The organism is Thalassotalea sp. G2M2-11, from assembly GCF_017168195.1.
Classification (GTDB): domain Bacteria; phylum Pseudomonadota; class Gammaproteobacteria; order Enterobacterales; family Alteromonadaceae; genus Thalassotalea_E.
In genome coordinates this window covers 108,605-126,662 of record NZ_JADNYL010000005.1, presented here as the reverse complement: position 1 = coordinate 126,662, position 18,058 = coordinate 108,605, and the positions used below count along the sequence as shown (strand labels likewise).

Annotated in this window: 18 protein-coding genes; 9 read left to right on the top strand and 9 right to left on the bottom strand. The window is 40.2% G+C overall.

Going from position 1 to position 18,058, the window contains the following annotated elements; genetic code table 11:
* Window positions 1-261: hypothetical protein (locus IV514_RS16565; protein WP_206486431.1), on the top strand; the 261-nt coding region annotated here is incomplete at its 5' end.
* Between the two features lie 213 nt (window positions 262-474).
* Here IV514_RS16565 and IV514_RS16560 read toward each other — a convergent pair.
* From IV514_RS16560 to sbcD, 7 genes are all read right to left on the bottom strand, one after another.
* Entirely contained in the window at window positions 475-789 is a 315-nt protein-coding gene (locus IV514_RS16560; RefSeq protein ID WP_206486430.1) for a hypothetical protein, read from the bottom strand.
* A gap of 24 nt (window positions 790-813) precedes the next feature.
* Window positions 814-1,737: a hypothetical protein gene (locus IV514_RS16555; protein WP_206486429.1), complete on the bottom strand. Its 924-nt coding sequence runs from the start codon at window positions 1,735-1,737 to the stop codon at window positions 814-816.
* Between the two features lie 120 nt (window positions 1,738-1,857).
* Window positions 1,858-2,112 (bottom strand): hypothetical protein, encoded by a 255-nt coding sequence (locus tag IV514_RS16550; protein WP_206486428.1) that lies wholly within the window; start codon window positions 2,110-2,112, stop codon window positions 1,858-1,860.
* 1,011 nt (window positions 2,113-3,123) lie between these two features.
* A complete protein-coding gene (locus IV514_RS16545) occupies window positions 3,124-3,618 on the bottom strand; it encodes a peptidylprolyl isomerase (protein ID WP_206486427.1) in 495 nt (164 codons plus the stop codon).
* A 78-nt stretch (window positions 3,619-3,696) separates the two neighbouring features.
* Window positions 3,697-4,584, bottom strand: coding sequence for a DMT family transporter (locus IV514_RS16540; RefSeq protein WP_206486426.1), 888 nt, complete (start codon window positions 4,582-4,584; stop codon window positions 3,697-3,699).
* 164 nt (window positions 4,585-4,748) lie between these two features.
* A complete protein-coding gene (locus IV514_RS16535; RefSeq protein ID WP_206486425.1) occupies window positions 4,749-8,492 on the bottom strand; it encodes an AAA family ATPase in 3,744 nt (1,247 codons plus the stop codon).
* The gene (gene sbcD / locus IV514_RS16530; RefSeq protein ID WP_206486424.1) at window positions 8,489-9,763 is read right to left on the bottom strand and encodes an exonuclease subunit SbcD; all 1,275 of its coding nucleotides are present in this window, start codon (window positions 9,761-9,763) and stop codon (window positions 8,489-8,491) included. Before sbcD ends, IV514_RS16535 begins: the two co-directional genes overlap by 4 nt.
* Window positions 9,764-9,853: 90 nt before the next feature.
* Between sbcD and ybaK the strand changes: the two genes are divergently transcribed.
* On the top strand, window positions 9,854-10,327 hold the full coding sequence (ybaK, locus tag IV514_RS16525; RefSeq protein WP_206486423.1) for a Cys-tRNA(Pro) deacylase: 474 nt from the start codon (window positions 9,854-9,856) through the stop codon (window positions 10,325-10,327).
* 1 nt (window position 10,328) lies between these two features.
* Here ybaK and IV514_RS16520 read toward each other — a convergent pair whose 3' ends face one another.
* Window positions 10,329-11,384: a zinc-binding dehydrogenase gene (locus IV514_RS16520; protein WP_206486422.1), complete on the bottom strand. Its 1,056-nt coding sequence runs from the start codon at window positions 11,382-11,384 to the stop codon at window positions 10,329-10,331.
* Between the two features lie 192 nt (window positions 11,385-11,576).
* Between IV514_RS16520 and IV514_RS16515 the strand changes: the two genes are divergently transcribed.
* The 7 genes from IV514_RS16515 (at window position 11,577) to IV514_RS16485 (ending at window position 17,470) form a co-directional block, all read left to right on the top strand.
* Window positions 11,577-12,035 (top strand): methylglyoxal synthase, encoded by a 459-nt coding sequence (locus IV514_RS16515; protein ID WP_206486421.1) that lies wholly within the window; start codon window positions 11,577-11,579, stop codon window positions 12,033-12,035.
* Between the two features lie 93 nt (window positions 12,036-12,128).
* A complete protein-coding gene (locus IV514_RS16510) occupies window positions 12,129-13,274 on the top strand; it encodes an efflux RND transporter periplasmic adaptor subunit (RefSeq protein ID WP_206486420.1) in 1,146 nt (381 codons plus the stop codon).
* 10 nt (window positions 13,275-13,284) lie between these two features.
* Entirely contained in the window at window positions 13,285-13,992 is a 708-nt protein-coding gene (locus tag IV514_RS16505; RefSeq protein WP_346776942.1) for an ABC transporter ATP-binding protein, read from the top strand.
* Window positions 13,992-15,197, top strand: a complete 1,206-nt coding sequence (locus IV514_RS16500; RefSeq protein ID WP_206486419.1) for an ABC transporter permease — start codon at window positions 13,992-13,994, stop codon at window positions 15,195-15,197. The genes IV514_RS16505 and IV514_RS16500 overlap by 1 nt, the downstream gene beginning before the upstream one ends.
* Before the next feature lies 1 nt (window position 15,198).
* Complete coding sequence (locus IV514_RS16495; RefSeq protein WP_206486418.1) at window positions 15,199-16,395, top strand: ABC transporter permease; 1,197 nt, start codon at window positions 15,199-15,201, stop codon at window positions 16,393-16,395.
* Between the two features lie 147 nt (window positions 16,396-16,542).
* Window positions 16,543-16,890, top strand: coding sequence for a ComEA family DNA-binding protein (locus IV514_RS16490; protein ID WP_206486417.1), 348 nt, complete (start codon window positions 16,543-16,545; stop codon window positions 16,888-16,890).
* 109 nt (window positions 16,891-16,999) lie between these two features.
* Window positions 17,000-17,470, top strand: coding sequence for a DUF2947 family protein (locus IV514_RS16485; protein ID WP_206486416.1), 471 nt, complete (start codon window positions 17,000-17,002; stop codon window positions 17,468-17,470).
* 4 nt (window positions 17,471-17,474) lie between these two features.
* Here the strand turns inward: IV514_RS16485 and IV514_RS16480 are convergent, their stop codons facing one another.
* Entirely contained in the window at window positions 17,475-18,026 is a 552-nt protein-coding gene (locus IV514_RS16480) for a hypothetical protein (protein WP_206486415.1), read from the bottom strand.
* Window positions 18,027-18,058 lie beyond the last annotated feature (32 nt).

Below are 18,058 nucleotides of genomic sequence, written 5' to 3'. Positions count from 1 at the left end.
TCAAGACCAAAGTCCCGCTTTAATTGCTTGTTATATGCCGACTACACCGTAATTGGCCCGAAAGCTTTGACACTTAAAGCAAATACGATAACAAAACAAATTTGCCCAATTATTGGTACAACTATGGGAATTAATATAGTTTGCCAAACAGTTAACTTTAGAAATTTTCGTATAACAGCTAAAAAGATAATAATAGTTAGTAGTAATGCCGCTAAATCGTCAAGAGCAACTAACTCACATAAAGTAGAACTAACTAATTGAATGCCTAATAATAACAAACTTAAATAAGCAGCTCTCTTTTTTCGTTGTTCGCTAACTTTGAGCTTACTCAAAATAAAATTGAAGCTGAAAAAGTAGCCTACTAAATTTGATAACAAATATAGAAATGTAAACACAAAATCCCTTTAGGCATATAACGCTTAAAGCACCGGCGGAAAAACCAGAGCGAAGCGGCGGTTTTTACGTCCTGTGCCTTTACTTGTTAGCTGCACGCCGCATACCCTGAGCAAATGCATACAATGAAGACAGCAACTCTTGAAATTGATTATTAATTTCTTTGTGGTTTGGTTTCCATTGAAACTTACCACTATGATCTGTGGTTTGACCTAGAACTAGATCATTAAGGCTGCCCATCCCTCCGCTACCTGATAGTATGGTTTCAGCACATCGCTGGTACTCACCACTATCAAATCCCGCTAAAGCCTTCTGAAAAAATTGCGACCACCGACTTCCATCTTGCTCAAGCAATTCAATCATTAGGACTAGATCTTTTCTAGTTTTATCGTACATAACTTCCTTAAGGCAGCTAACGCCTCAAGAAGCGGCGCGCTTTTCAGCGTCCGCCTTGCTTGACTTGTTAGCTGCTTTTGACTCGCTCACTTTTTTAAATGCAAACTTAATTGCTTCGGCTTCATCAAAATTTAGATAAGCACTGCTATCTGCAAATATGAACGCCTCTCGGAACACACTGAAGTCCTGTTCGCTATATTTATCTATCCACGACAAGGCAAACTGCAAAGACTCTTCAGTATTTTTTCCAAGATATGCTGATGAATCTGCAAAAATGAAAACTTTCTTAAACAATAGGAAATCTTTGTGGCTTCTTGTTGCAAGCCAATCCTCAGTAAATTCTTTAGCCTCTTTGCTAGACAACCCAATATAAGCGGATGAATCAGCAAAAATGAATATTTCTTTGTATTCATCTATCCCAGACTTTTCAAATAATTTGGGATCATTGATGTCACCACCATTTGCTAAGTGTTCGTATACTTTAGTGATTTTTTGGAGAACTTTTGTTTTTTCAGGTGAATAGCTTATGTATTCAGCTGCTACTATTGCATAGCCGACAGTGTCTTTATCCAAGATTGCGCTTCCGGCAATTTTGGATAAAGACCTATTCATGTCTGGTGAATAAGTGATATTTGTTGCCGCTAAAATAGCCAGCTTATAGTCTTTTTCTTTGACTGCTACTGTAACAGCTTTCTCTAAGGCATCGCTCTTATCGGGGGCATAACTAATAGCCATCGCGGCCTTGTACATAGGATAAGCTATAGAGCCATTCTTGAGGTATGACTCCTCGTCTATTTCCAGCTTGAGCTCTGCTACATCTTTGTTTGCAGCCTCTTGCACCAAACTAGGCAGCTCATCTATCGCATTTGGCTCCACTTTCATATATTGGAGCACCACTATCAGAAAAGCACCTACACCTGCTAATTCGGCTAGAGTTTTAAGTTTCAAATTTTCTCCGTTCTATATTGTGCAGCTAACGCCCCATTCAGGGGCTTTTACACAGTTGGCTAAAATAACGAACGCAGTGAGAAAAGCCAACTGTTAAAAGTCCCGCACTGCAATGGCTTGTTATATACCTTGTTCTCTAATGTATTCTTTTGCTTGATTTAATATTTCCAATCCCATTGTTTTTACTACTAAATCATCAAGTTCACCCGCCATAAACTCTTTCCAAGAAACAGCCTTTGAACCACTTGAATGAGCAAAACGACCATACGCAGCAGTTACACTTTTTTCTTTGTGCACCATCAATTCATAGAATTCTTCTTCAGGATTATCTAAAGACCACTTTTTGATAATTCCATTTATCCAAGGTTCATACATCTGACTAATCTCTACTGGGCATATAACGCCTTACTAATGGGCGCATAAATGCTTGGCTAAAATTAGCGACGAAGGAGCACAAGCCAAGCGTTTTGCGTCCTTTTGAGTAACTTGTTAGCTACCGTATGCACGAGTAAAGTCTACAGCAGCAAGTACAATAACGATATTAGCCAATACTAAAACAGTATTTAGTTTCAATTTTTTAAGTAATCTTTTTTGTTCTGAGTGTCTTACCTGAGCCATGACTTTAGAGTCAAATAAATTGAAATAGAATAATAAATTAAACCTACTATTAAATTCCCTAAATGAGCTATATCGCTTTTTAAAAACTCTAAGTTTATCACCACCACGGTTGTTCCATAGCTTTCGCTTTATTCTTTGGTCAATGAACAACCAAATTAAACATGGAATAAATAAAACAGCGAAAAGCAAAAAGTGACTCCTTTAGGTAGCTAACAGCTTATTAGGAGGAATAATTCTCGCTTTACGGCGAAAAGTTTACCTCCATGTATTGATAAAAAATACGTTACGCTTTTTTTAAATTAATTACAACTCAATCAATTAGATAAATAAACTATTAGAGGTCTGATGTGTGAAAGCGAGAATTTTTCTCGGTTTATGGTGCAAAGCGAGAAAACGGCCAAACTGTATATTTACACATGCGCTTATTATCAAAAATTGATAAAAATATCATTTCCATTTTTATAACTGATTACTGAGAAAATGCATAGTCAACGCTATGCTAAGTACACTATAAATCCTTACCCCTAGCGGATTAAAAGTTACAATAATTAAGACGCTGGTTTTAACAATTATACTTCACAAGATATTGAAATGTTATGTTTTTTATAAATTATGGAGTTGAAGTTTTATTGTAGGAAAGTGGTAGAAACGCCACGTTTGAGGAACAAAGGAGTGAAAAGCAGCTTCTCACTCATAGCTAACTAACAGATCAAATAGTCACCTATTGGATCAATAAGTCAGGTATGAGCGAGTACAACTGTTCAGTAGTTAGTGATGATGACCACCAACACCATGAGCATGTCCATGCTCTATTTCTTCTGTGGTCGCTTCTCTTACATCAATCACTTCCAGATCAAAGGTTAGTACTTTGCCTGCCAACGGTGGATTGATATCAACGGTCACCATAAAGCGACCAGGTTTAACAACAGTCACTTGTCGTTGTCCCTGTTCAGTTTCTACAACCGCAGTCATGCCCGGCTTCCATTTAGCATTCTTGGATGGTAAACCTTGTAAATGCTTCACGGGTACCCTTTGTGTCATGCCCTCTTTGCGCTCACCGTAAGCTTCTTCTGGCTGTAACGTCACGGAAAACTTATCACCCGCAGCTTTATCACATAACGCCTTTTCAACGCCAACGAGCATATTGTTATAACCGTGCAAGTAAGCTAACGGATCGCCGCCTGTTGATGACTCAAGTTCTTTGCCCGACTCATCTTTTAATGTGTAGTGAAATTGCACTACTTTTTTATCTGATATTTTCATCTTAATTCCAACAACATAACTTATTTGGCGCGAGTGTAGCAAAAAGCAAGTAAAAGCTCTACGAACAACAGGCCAAAATTAAGCCCAAAGTAGCAAGATCACAACGCTAACGATAATAAGCGCCATACCAACATATTCCATTAAGGATATTTTTTCTTTAAAAATTCGGTAAGTTAAAAATAAGGTGATAAAAAATTCTACTTGGCCAAGGGCTTTAACATATGCAGCATTTTGATAACTTGCGCCAGTAAACCACCCAATAGAACCAAGTACACTGGTGATACCAACGAATAAACACAAGCGCCATTGACTAACCATGACCACTAATTGTTGACGATCTTGTAAAAACACATACAGCAAGGAAATAATAGACTGAACAAACACCATAAACACCAAAGTTGTCGCGGCACTTACCATTAAATCAGTATTGAGCGCTAAGCTCGCTTCTCGAATTAACAAGGTGGTGATAGCTAAACCTAATCCTGAGGCTAAGCCAAAACCAGCACCAGGATTTTGAAAAACATCGGCAAAGGTAAACCTTACTTTAGAAACAATCAACACGCCAACAACACCAATAACCACCGACAGCCAACCTAACGCAGTTAAACTGGCTGAAAATACCAGCGCGCCAACAATTGCCACTTGAATCGCCTCGGTTTTTGCTAAGCTGGTGGCTACAGCAAAATTACGATATTTAAACGCCGCTACCAAGAAGGCTGTACCTAATATTTGCGTCACACTGGCGATCAACGCATAACTAAGAAATTGCTCATTCAGTGCAGGCAAGGCGACTTGTCGATGATCCATCATCCACAATAAATACATGATGGCAAAGGGTAAAGCGTAAACATAACGCACTGCCGTGGTTGCCATGGCATTTAAATGCGTCGATAACTGTTTTTGGCCAGCAGTGCGAACAGCTTGCATAAAGGCAGCAAGCAAAGTGAAATAAATCCAAGTTTCCAAGTAAGAAGGCCTATTAAACTCAAAGCATTAGTTTAACCAACAATGCTTGTTTTTTCCTTATATTATTGAAAATTTATAGTTATATCTCATAATCTTACGGGTAAATTTAGCTCAATCGCTACCCCTTAAAAACCATCAGCACTCATGTAACTTTTGCTATTTTTTCATTGTTTCTCTGGCTTGAAGTAGTACTGTTTATCTAAGCTGCTCACTCCTAAACCTGACTTTTTATGTACTTTGATACGAACACCAATACGCTCTTTTAAACTATCAATATGGCTGATCACACCGATCATTTTACCGCTGGCATTAAGGTTATCTAATGCATCTAAGGCAATATCTAAGGTTTCATTATCTAACGTACCAAAGCCTTCATCGAGAAAAAGTGAGTCGATAGTGGTTTTAGCGCTGGCCAGCTCTGATAAGGCTAATGCCAAGGCTAAACTGACTAAAAAGCTTTCGCCGCCTGATAAGGTTTTAGTGTCACGAATACTGTCGGCTTGCCAAGTATCAATCACCATTAAATTAAGCTTTTCACTTTCATCACAGGCTAGCTGATAACGCGCATGCAAACGTGACAGCTGGCCATTTGCCAAGTGCACTAAATGCGCTAAGGTTAAACTTTGCGCAAATCGTCGAAACTTATCACCAGTTGCCGAACCAATTAACCCATTGAGTAGCGCTAAATCATCACTTATTTCACGTTGCTGAACAATTTGCTGATCAAGTGCTTGTTGTTTTTGCTTGTTACTTTGATCTTGTGCTAATTGTTGTTGCTTTTGTCCCTGCGCGATTTGCGTGTGTTTTAACGCTTGCGACACCTCATCTACTAAGGCTAAGCACTGTTCAATATTTTCAGCAGGAGCCTCTGTTTGATTAAGCGTCTGTTGCTGCGCAACTAACACATCCGCTTGCTGTTGATACTCTTTTATCTTCACTTGCGCTTGTGCTTGTTGCTCATCAATAGCTTTAGCCAACTCGGTTAAGCGGCTTTTTTCTTCAGGGGCTAAAATAGCGGCTAAAAATGCTGATTCATCAGTAAACTTACTTTTTGCAAGTGCTTGTTGCCATGCTAGGTGCTTTTGCTCTAATTCAGGGTTCATCGCAGCCCGCTGATCAAGATAGCTATCTAACTGACCAAGCTTTTTCTCTTTGTCACTTTTTTGTGCTTGCAATGCTTGCTGCTGAGCCGTTAATTGCTGTGATAACTGCTGCTTTTCATCCGCTAATTCGCCTTTTATCTGCTCAACACTTTGCTCACCAATAATAGCTTTACGTTCACTGTTGAGCTGTTGTAATTGCTGCTGTAGTTGCTTGAGTTCACTATCTGCTTTTTGCAATTGCTGCGCTATTTGCTCTTTTTCATAACTACGTTGTTGCAGCGCGGTTTGTTCAGCGTTAATTGAATTTGTCAGCTCGGTTAGTTGCTCATCTTGTTGTTTAAATTGCGCTAGCTGTTCAATTTTCTGCTCGCACCATGATGATAATTCATCGAGCATGAGCGAGTGATGTTGATCAATAAACGGTACATTTTGCTCAGAAAAATTCGCTAAAATATCATCCAATAACTGCTGATGCGCCTGATTAATTTGCTCAGTTTCATCTGCCAATATTTTACTTTGTTTCTGCTGTTGTTCTTGGTAATGACTGTATTGGTTTTCTAATAGCGTTAATTGGTGTTGCTGTGTCGTTTGCTCATTATTAAGTGCCGTTAATTGTTGTTCAGCTTGCTCCAATGATTGTTGATTGCTTCGTAATACTTGTTGCTGCTGATGAAGTTGCTCAATGGTATCAATCAACTCTTTTTCTTTATTAACAATATCTTGTAAGGTTAATTCTTGCTCTAAAACAGGTAACACGTAACTAAACTTACTGGTTTTAGCTCGTTCATTGTCTAATTCTTGCCCCAGTTCTTGCTCACGCTGTAAAGCATTGTTTAGATTGCCAGTAACTTGGGTTAACTCATCCTTAATTTGATTGCCTTTTGCTTCAAGATTTCTTAATTCTTGTTGTAATTGGTTAAGCCGAACTAAATGCTGATCATCGCTTGCTTGCTGGTATTGCTCAATCAAAGGATGTTCAACTGAGCCACATAATGGACAAGGCTGATCTTGCTTTAACTGAGCGCGATGCTGCTCTAATGATTGAATTGTTTTTTGTTGCTCAACAATAATTTCAACATCTTGTAACGTTGTGCGGCATTGTTTGTACTCAGCACGACATTGGGCAAGAGCCGTTTCTAGTACCTTTTGCTGCTCTTGCTGGCTAACAATAGTTTGCTGCTGTTGTTGCTGTTGTTTTTGTAAAGATTCAATGCGCTCAGCGATATTTGATAATTGTGACAGCTCATGCTTCTGCTGTACGAGCGTTTGCATTTTCTCTTGTACTTGGTTTTCACTCTCACAATCAAGTGAGTTTAATAATGCAACTTGCTGATGTTTCAATGTTTCAATGGATTGAGTCAGTTCAGTTATCGGTTGCAGTTTGGCGTGTAATTGCTGGTGAAGCTGAGCACTCTGCTGTTTATTTTGCGCAACTGTTTGTGCTAATTGCTCTAATTCAGCCGTTAATTGGCTAAGGTATTGTTGCTTGCTTTGCTGCTGTGATGCCTGATGTTGCCACAAAGGTAATTTATCAACCAAAGCGAGCAAATATTGCTGCCCTGCTAAGGTTTGTTGAATTGTTTGTTGCTGAGCAGTCTTTTGCTTAAGAGCCTGCTCACTTTGCGCTAATTGTTGACTTTGTTCATTAAATTGTTGAGTGAGTTGTTGGTGTTCTTGTTCACTTGTTTGATGCTGCTGCCTCACCAAGTTAATTTGACTATCAAGTGGGATCACTTGCTCAGCGATGGTGGTTTCTTTTTGTTGTATCAGTTGAGTCTTATGCTGGTATTCTTTTTCAAACGCGTCAAAATTTGCTTGTGCTTGGCCGATCAAAGCCTCCACCTCAGCAACGGTTTTTTGATGATGTGCAATATGTTCATTGAGGGTGTTTTGCTGAATCAATAACTGCTGATACGCTTGATAGCTAGGCTGTATATTTTCTGCAGGTGCTGCAAGCGCTAATTGTGCTAGTGCCTGCTCATTTGCTTTCGCTTGTTGTACAGCTTGCGCTAATTCTTGTTTAGCTGCTGCTTGTTTTTGAGCAATTTGTTGCTGCTGTTGTAAATTATTGAGCAATGATTGCCATTGTTTTTGCTGAGTAAGCTGTTGGGCTTCACTCTGACTAAGTTCAGCAAGTTGTTGTTCTATTTCAGTTACTTGCTGCTCAGATAATAACTCAACATCACCTAGCTTTTCTTGCAGTCTGGTTAGTTCAAGATGAGCCGATTTATTTTGTTCAAACACCAGCTGAGAAATCACACTGTATATTTCAGTACCGGTGAGCTGTTCTAATAGCTCTGCACGATCTTTATCTTGAGCATTTAAAAAAGCGGCAAACTGCCCTTGAGATAACATCATTGATTTAGTAAAGCGTGCAAAGTTTAACCCAGTGACTTGCTCAATGTGCTGTTTAACCTCAGATATTTTTGTTGCCAGAATTTGGCCATCTATTTCAGCAAGTTCTACTACGGGCTTTTGCAGTTTGCCATCAATGGCATTTTTTGCCCGTCGCTGGCTCCAAAAGGCTCGGTAGCCCTTACCTTTTACTTCAAACTCTACTTCCGCTAAGCAATTGGCAGTTTGGCGGGTCATTAACTGATTTTGACTATCGGTGATGCTACTGATCCGCGGTGTTTGATGATATAAAGCTAAGCAAATAGCATCTAAAATGGTAGTTTTACCCGCACCTGTTGGCCCTGTGATGGCAAATAATGCACTGCTATCAAACGGTGGCTGGCGAAAATCAATCAGCCATGCACCCTTTAATGAATTAATATTTTCAAATCTTAAAGACAATATTTTCATGATGATGCCTGCTCATTACTGTCTTCGTCTGTTACAGGGTTAAGTGCTTGATCAGCAATCGACTCAAATAACGATGTTAATCGCTGCTTTCTCGCTAGAGCTTGCTCATCAGACCAATCTTCTTGCGCTAGTCTGGTGGCAAAAACCTCATGGTAACTCAGCTCTGATAAGGTGGTATTTTCTTGCTCAATTAAGCCTTGGAGCTTTTGCTGCTTTGCTCGGCGGATCAATAACACTTCGACTGGATAATGTTGCGTTACCTCATCAACTCGTTGGCTTAAATCATTAAGATAATCACCATTGGATAATTCGATGTCTAACCAAAGCTTTTGCTCCTGCTTAAGTGTTGAACCGTATAAGCTCAGCACTTTATCAATTGCGCTTTCAAGTTCATCAACCTCTGTTTTCACCATAGCTAACGGTTGAAAACAAGGAATAGCTAACTCTGTTACTTGTGATAATTTACCTCGTGAAAAATCAGCAATATGCACCACTTTTTGCTGTTGCCACTCATCAAAACTAAGCGCTATTGGCGAACCGCAATAACGAATATGGTCAGTTTTTGCCACACGTTGTGATTGATGAATATGACCTAAGGCAATGTAGTCAAACTCTGGAAACTGACTCGCCGGAAAAGCTTCTAAAGTGCCAATATAAATATCGCGTACCGACTCAGTGCAACTTACGCCTACGGTAGTTAAATGCCCAGTTGCTATCATTGGGCAATCATCACCGAAACGCGCTTTTGCGCAATCCGCTAACGATTGATAGTGCTCGCTGATCGCCTGTTGCAATTGTTGTTGTTTTTCTTTAGCACTTTGACCGGCAACACTAGCAAGCACATCTCTAGGGCGAATAAATGGCATCGCACAAATAACGGCCTGCTCATTGTTTTTATTGGTGACATGCACAATTTGTTCAACTTGTTGATCCATTGCTAGTGCTTGAGGAACCACATGACAGCCTAAAGTAGCCAGTACGGTTTTTGACTCCCCTAACATCGCGACGGAATCATGATTACCAGCAACCACAATCAACTGACAATGTAATTGGTTTAATCTCACAATGAAATCAAAATATAGTTCGCGGGCATAACTTGGCGGAGTACCGGTATCAAAAATATCACCCGCGATAATAACCACATCAATGGACTGGGCTGTTACTTGTTCAAGTAACCACTCAATAAACGCTTGGTGTTCATGGATGCGGCTTTTGCCGTAAAAATTTTGTCCGAGGTGCCAATCAGAAGTATGTAAAACGCGAAAAGTCATTAACTCATTCATTAATTATTGTTATTAACTAAATTCTATCTTAATTTAATGGTGAACAGAATGGATAAAGTGATTTAGGAAATTAAAACAATGACACCGGCAGTTAAGCAACTTGATAAATCAACAGTTAGCTATCAGCTACATCACTATCAACACGATAAAAACAACAGCCACTATGGTGAAGAAGCGGCCGAAAAGTTAGCGGTAGCCGCAAACAGAATATACAAAACACTGGTGGTTGAAACAGATGACCATTCACTTGCCGTCGCCATTATTCCTGTGAGTGCTCAATTGAACTTAAAACAAACGGCCAAAGCACTCAACGTAAAAAAAGCAATAATGGCAGCACCGCAAAAAGTACAAAGCACAACAGGCTATGTGCTAGGTGGAGTAAGCCCTTTTGGACAGAAGAAACGATTACCCACGCTGATTGATAACAGTATGGAAAATCTTACCACTGTATTTGTTAGTGGTGGCAAACGTGGCCTTGAAATAGAAACTACGCCACAAGCTTTTAGTCAAATTTTGAATGCAAAAATGGTGGCGATAGCTGAGCAACGATAGTTTAACTGTGATCAGGTATTAAAATAACTTTACCGTCACTTTTACATTTTGCGTAATGATCAAGAGCTTGAGCAAATCCGTCAAAGTCAGTGACTTTGGCAATATCGGTGTGAAAAATCCCTTGTTCAAACAGCTTTTGTACTTTACGGCTTAATAAAATAACCTGTAATGGACTGGCACTGCCAATGTACTTTGCTAGCCAAAAGCCTTCTATTTTAATATCGCGAAAAATCACATCTGCCACAGAAAACAAGCCGCCAATGGGATCATAAGTTTCAGTTAATCGACCATACACTATTGCGGTCGAGCTGTTAGGCATGGCTTTTAACACTTGCGGCGTGTCATCTGCGGCAACCGCATCTAACAACACAGTAGCGTGATAGTGCTGACATGCTGTCTTAAGCTGATCGTGATAATCATCGGCAGTGGTTAACAGTACTTTATCAGCTCCTAGTTGCTGTAAAACCTCAACATTTTGCTCACTTCTCACCGTAGCGATAGTGTTAATTTGATGTCGTTTAGCATAACGAATGACCCCTTTGCCAACCTGACTCGCCGCCGCATTAATGACAATTGCCTTTGCTCCCAACGCTTTTGCTCTTTCAACTAAGCAAACTGCGGTACAAGGGTTAACGATCAAAGTAGCGGCTTGTTCATTGGTTAACGATTTTCGCACCGGTAAACAATAGTTGGCTTTGGTAATGGCATAATTTGCCCACACCCCATCATTGCCTGGCTGAGCGGAGAGCGCAACTCGTTTGCCAATCAGCCATTTACCATATAAGCCAGCATTAGCGTCAACGACAATACCAGTCCCTTCAAAGCCAACATAAGCCCCATCATTGGCACTAATTCCATACTTTCCTAATAAATGTACAAGATCTGAAGGGTTAACAGGTGCCGCTAACATTTTGACCAACACTTGCCCTTTCGCCAGCGCTGGAATTGGCTTTTCAATCAGGGAAATACGCTTTGAGGAAGGTAAACTTGCATCATTGCTTAGTGATAACGCAAAGCCTTTATTCGTTTTGCCAGTATAGTTAACTTGTGTCGACATAATTACAATTTCTTAGTATTTTTTTTCAAGGCTATCAGGTCTTACCACTTTTGCAAACTACTTAGTCATTTGTCGAACACGCCCATACAAAAAAGTACTGATATTATAAATATTTAGTCTAAACAAATAGTCAAGAATCAAGATTGTTTTATGCTAATCTTTTCAATAAATGTAACGGTTAGGTCATCAGTGATGCAATATAAAACAATTTCAGCACCAGTAAAAAAATCAGTGGCATTAGTTGCTCATGATAATATGAAAAGTGCCTTGATACAGTGGTGTCAGGATCACCAATCAGCTTTACAGCAACACACTTTATTCACCACAGGCACAACCGGATTACATATTGAGAAAAACACCCAATTATCGGTTAACAAACTCATCAGTGGTCCACTTGGTGGCGATCAGCAAATTGGTGCACTGATCACGGAACAGAAAGTCGATATCATGATCTTTTTTTGGGATCCATTAGAAGCGCAGCCTCACGATCCAGATGTGAAAGCATTGCTACGCTTAGCAGCGGTATGGAATATTCCTGTTGCTTGTAACCGTTCTACCGCAGACTTGTTAGTGACCTCACCTCTGTTTAGTCAAAGCTATCAAAAAACGGTTCCCGATTATCAACAGTATCTTAAAGAGCGCAGTGAGTGATCAAAAGCTTAGTGACGATAACTTAATGTAGATCATTGTTAACAAAGTTATTTACTCCTAATATTAGCGTAAGCTCATTAAAGGATCACAATCATGTGGAACTGGCTTCGCTGGATTATATTGACCTTAACAATCGCCTTACTTTATCTTTGGCTGACGCAAGAGAAAGTGATCACGGTAAACGTTATTCAACCATCTATCGGCCGGGTAGAACAAACGATTGCTAACACTCGCGCAGGGACAGTCACTGCATGTCAACGTGCACGCATGTCTCTTCCCATTGGCGGACAAATCGAAGATATACAAGTAAAAGAGGGTCAGCACGTCACACAAGGACAATTATTACTTTCCTTGTGGAACAAAGATAAACTCACCAAAAAACAGCAAATGCTTGCCTTGGTTGCAGCAGGAGAAAGCCATAAAAATAGCGCCTGTATCTTAGCTGATAAAGCAGCAAAAGATGCGCAGCGACAAACACGCCTTCTGGCCCAAAAACTCACCTCTGAGGAAGATCTCGAACAAGCTCAAGCGCAAGCTGACGTTGCACAAGCGAACTGCCAAGCCGCAACAGCAGAACTATTAGCAAATAAAGCCGCGGTGAAAAACATTGACGCATATCTTGAGCAAAGCTATTTAACCGCACCATTTGATGGCATTATTGCGAAAGTCACTGGAGAAATAGGCGAATATACCACGCCTTCCCCACCAGGTGTTGCTACCCCTCCTGCTGTAGATATTTTAACTGATGACTGTCATTACATCACTGCCCCAATTGATGAAGTTGACGCTGCAAACCTCACTGTTGGACGCCCAGTAAACATTACTTTAGATGCTTTTCGCGGGCAAACATTTGCAGGTACGTTAAGACGGATCGCCCCTTACATTCAAGACTATGAAAAACAAGCGCGTACTGTCACTGTAGAAGTCGACATTGACCAACACCAATCACCGCATTTTCTCGCTGGCTATAGCGCAGATATCGAAGTCATTCTCGCAGCTAAAGATGAAGTACTCAGGATCCCTTCAGATCTGATCATTAATAATGAATATGTCTTAGTGGTTAACCAAAATAATGTCATTGAACGCCAAGCTATCACTATTGGCTTAAATAATTGGCAATTTAGCGAAGTGACCTCTGGCTTAACTAGGCAACACATTCTAGTCGCCTCTATCGGCTTAACCGGCGTGAGTCCTGGCGTTAAAGTGACGACCAAAATACCTGTCGTGCAGAGTAATTAAGGCACTGAACATGGCAAAATCAGCAATCAAGATAACAGAGGGTAATAAAACTTATCTGATGGGTGAACAGCCCTTACATGTGTTAAATAACATCAATTTAACTATCGAGAGTGGTGATTATATTTCAATTATGGGGCCATCAGGCTCAGGAAAATCAACCTTATTAAATATCATCGGCATGTTAGATCAACTCGACAGCGGTACATATCAGTTACTTACTAGTGAAACCACCACGCTAAGTGAAGAAAGCCGAGCTCAGCTTAGACGCCAACATATTGGTTTTATCTTTCAAAATTTTCATTTGATCCCACGGCTAACCGCGTTTGAAAATGCATCATTACCATTAATGCTGGCAGAAAAAACTCTCTCTAAACGACATCAAATTGTAGAGCCAATTTTTAAACAACTCGGCATAGCTCACCGCTTAAATCATCTCCCTCAACAATTATCTGGCGGGCAACTCCAGCGAGTGGCTATTGCACGTGCCTTAGTGATGTCACCCAATATTTTATTGGCGGATGAACCGACAGGTAACCTAGATCAAGCGTCAGGGCATGAAGTCATCGAATTATTAGAACAACTCAATCAACAAGGTATCACTTTGTTGATTGTAACTCATGATAAAGCGATCGGAAAACGGGCCAAACGACAATTGACTATGGTGGATGGGCAAATAACGACAGATACTGTCTCTCAAACAAGTAAAAGTGACGAATAATGCGTTTATCGGATAACTACCATTATTGCTATTTGGCGCTCATCCGACATAGGATCAGAACCATACTGCTTCTGCTTGCCGTAGCGATTGGCGTGACTTCTGTACTGTTACTGACCAGTCTAGGAGAAGGTGCTCGTTTATTTATTACTCAAGAATTTTCAAATTTGGGTAATCAGGTCATGGTGGTTTTACCGGGTAAAAAAGAAACCACTGGCGGCTCCGTTCCTATCTATGGCACCTCACCAAGGGATCTGACTATTGAAGATGCTGATGCGTTAAGCCGAATATCCACTATCGAGCAAACAGCACCTATCATTGCAGGTACCGCCTTAGTTAGTTATCAAGGATTAAGTCGCGAAGTGATCACCATCGGCAGCTCCACCGCATTTTTCCATATCAGGAATTTATCCTTAAGCCGAGGGCAAATGCTGCCACAAACAAGTAATGTGCGAGCCTCGGCTGTTTGCGTACTGGGTTTTAAATTAAAGCAACAACTCTTTGGCAATAAAACAGCAATCGGCCAATGGTTAAAGATCGGTGGTCAAAGGTTCAGAGTGATTGGCTTACTTGAGGAGCGTGGCGAATCAATGGGGCTTGATATGCGCGATATGGTGATCATTCCCATACGATCGGCTGAAAGTTTATTCAATGCTCCCAGTCTATTTCGAATTTTACTGACTCTCAAACAAGCAGGAAGTGAAGCCTATACCGAACAGCAGATCAGAGCCGTTATTGCCAAACGGCATGATGGCGAGGATGATATTTCAATCGTCAGTCAAAATGCCCTATTAACATCATTTAATAAAATTATTTCACTGGTCACTATGGCAATAGGCGCCATTGCAGCTATCAGTTTAATTGTTGCTGGTTTTTTGATCATGAATGTCAGCTATGTCTCTGTGAGTCGCCGTAAAAGTGAGATAGGATTATTAAAAGCATTAGGCGCCAGTCAAAGTGAAGTAAAACGATTATTTTTAACTGAGTCGAGTATTTTGGTCGGTCTTGGAGTGATGATAGGTATTAGCCTAGGTTACAGTGTAGTGTTTATTGCAACACAAGTCTGGCCGAACTTCCCCCTGAGTATTCCGTGGTGGGCAACAGTATCCAGCGCCCTGCTGGCATTTATTGTCGGGATCTTATTTTCATGGCTGCCTGCATCTATCGCAGCCAAACAAGATCCTGTTATTGCGCTTCGAGGGTATTAACGTGCAGTTGCTTGATGTATTTCAATGGGTGAAAAAATCTATTCTTGCCCAGCGTGTTCGGGCAATACTGACCATTGCAGGCTTTGCAACAGGTATGGCAGCGGTCGTACTAATGAACTCGATTGGCGAGAGTATGCGCCATTATGTATTACAAGAGTTTACCCAGTTTGGCACTAATATTATCGCCATTACACCAGGAAAAACCGAAACTTTTGGTTTTGGTGGCTTACTCAACACAGTTCGCCCACTCACAATAGAAGATAGTCAACAGTTAAGTCATTTACGTGCCATCAAATATGCTGTCCCTGTGGTGATGGGCACAGCAAAAATCAAACATGATAAAAAATCACGCTATACCGATGTTGCAGGTGTGGGAAATAAAGCAAACGAGGCATGGAAATTAACCATTGCCCAAGGTAATTTTTTACCTGCTGATGATCCTATCCGGCCGAGAAATTTTGCTGTGCTCGGAGCCAAGCTTAAACACGAACTTTTTGGCTTTTCTTCAGCGATTGGTCAAAAAGTTCACGTTGGCGGCCAACGATTTAGAGTCGTTGGTGTTTTAGCAGAAAAAGGGGAATTCATTGGCCAAGATCTAGACGACATGATTTACATTCCCGCAGCAAAAGCCATGCAACTTTTTAACCGCGAAAGCTTAATGGAACTCGACTTATTTTATCAACAAGGGCTAGCCACACAGCAAGTGGCACAATTAGTGAAGCGTAAACTCATACAACGCCACGGTCTTGAAGATTTTACCTTGATCACCCAAGATGACATGCTAAAAAGCCTAGATAACATTCTAGTTATTATCAAAATGGCAGGCTCTGGCTTAGGAGTTATCTCATTAATTGTTGGAGCTGTCGGTATTGCCACCATTATGACAATCACAGTCACCGAACGCACCAGCGAAATTGGTTTACTACGTGCGCTAGGTTTTTCGTCAAGCCACATTAGAAACTTGTTTTTAGCCGAAGCCATGCTACTTGCCATGATCAGCGGCGTTATTGGCTATTTGGTTGTGTTTGTCTTGCTTATAAGCGCACAAATTATTCTCGTTGACGTTCCAGTTACCATGAACCTTTCAGTGCTATTTATCGCCATCGGTTTTTCGGCCTTCATTGGATTGTTGGCTGGCATTTACCCTGCATTAAATGCAGCAAAACTTACCCCCATTGATGCATTAAGAGCTGAATAATAGAATTTCTTATACAAATCTGAGACTAATTACGTTAAGACACATTTGACAAACATCACTTCCTTTTCTAAACCTTAGAAGGTAAATGCTGTTTTACTATCAAGCATTACTCAACTTAATGGAATCAATCAAATAAGGAAATTAACTATGAAAAATAGTATCTCTATTGCCATCGCACTCGTACTCTCTCTATCTAGCTACACAAGTATCGCCTTCAATGATGGAGAGCAAGAAGCCAAAGCAAAATCAGTGCTAAATGAAAATGCTAACGCTAAGGCCAAGCAAAAGTCTGAACTGGTTAAAAATATTGTCAATATTAATCAAGCAGATAGTGAAGCCTTGTTAACGCTTAAAGGCATTGGTAAGAAAAAAGCACAAGCAATTATTCACTATCGAGAGCAGCATGGAAATTTTGCTTCTATCGAAGATTTAGTCAAAGTTAAAGGCATTGGCAAAGCCATTTTAAACAAAAATGCCAACCGATTGGCTATTTAATCCCCCATCTTATGGCGCCAAATAATCATTATTGGCGCCATAGAAAAACGTCAACAAACCCTTTTCTAACTGATATAATACCCTTTCATCAACTTAATATTGTTTATTAATGAATTATATTCCTCTTGAGTCCGTTAAATTTTCTTGGATTTTTCGCCACAAAAGTATCCCACTTGATAAAGTCTCACTCGAACAAATAAAAGTAATGTCAGAGCAACGTTCTGCAGTGTTATGGGATAGCTTTATCAGTAGAACAGCAGATCATCCTGACTTTTTTAAACAGGGTGATTGGGCATTTGATAGCAAAACTTGGTGTGAACATGGTAAATGGCAAGGTATATGGGAGAGCGATGATAATGCCTTACCTACACTGATTGATGACTATATACAATGGGAGGACAATACCACTGTCTATTATTGTATTAATAGAAAACAAGTTATTGAAACAAATTGGAAAAACTTTAAAGTTTGCTGGAAAAACTTACTCTTTTTAGACGATGGCACCTTATTGATAGGTAAAAAGCGAGATGAAGTGATCCAGTTTAAATCGAATGGACATTTTAAAGTCGGTAAAAAGTAACCGACTAAAATATCACTGACAACTTAATACCAGTAAATATTTGGTTGTCGGCTTTCCAATATTCACCATCAATTTGGCGCGAACGCGCAAACGCTTCAATGGCAAATTGTTCAATATTAATCCCGACGCCAACACCAAGATAGGCATCAATATCGTTTGCTTGATCATATCGCTTGCGCTTTTCATCAAATAAAAATGCATCAGCGATTTCAAGCAATAACGTCTCGTTGTCATAGACATCATCATGCTCATCTTCATCACGATCTTGCAAAACGAGCTCTGCCATATCAACGCCAATCTCACCATAAAAGAAGACATCAGAAAAGTAGCCAAATTTAACGCCAAAATCCCATGAAACATAAGACTGTTGATATTGTTGACTATCGGTAATTTCTGCCGTGCCAAGCGAGGTATTAAATGCCAAAGCAAGCTCTGTATCGGGTTCTGACAACCAGACCTCAACCCCTACGCCATTGATGTAATCATCGCCATTCATTTCATTTTTCACAAACACAGCAAGCTTGTCTTGATTGCTTGCATAAGCATGTGACGTCATAAATAAACCTATTAACAGCGCGAGTAACCAGT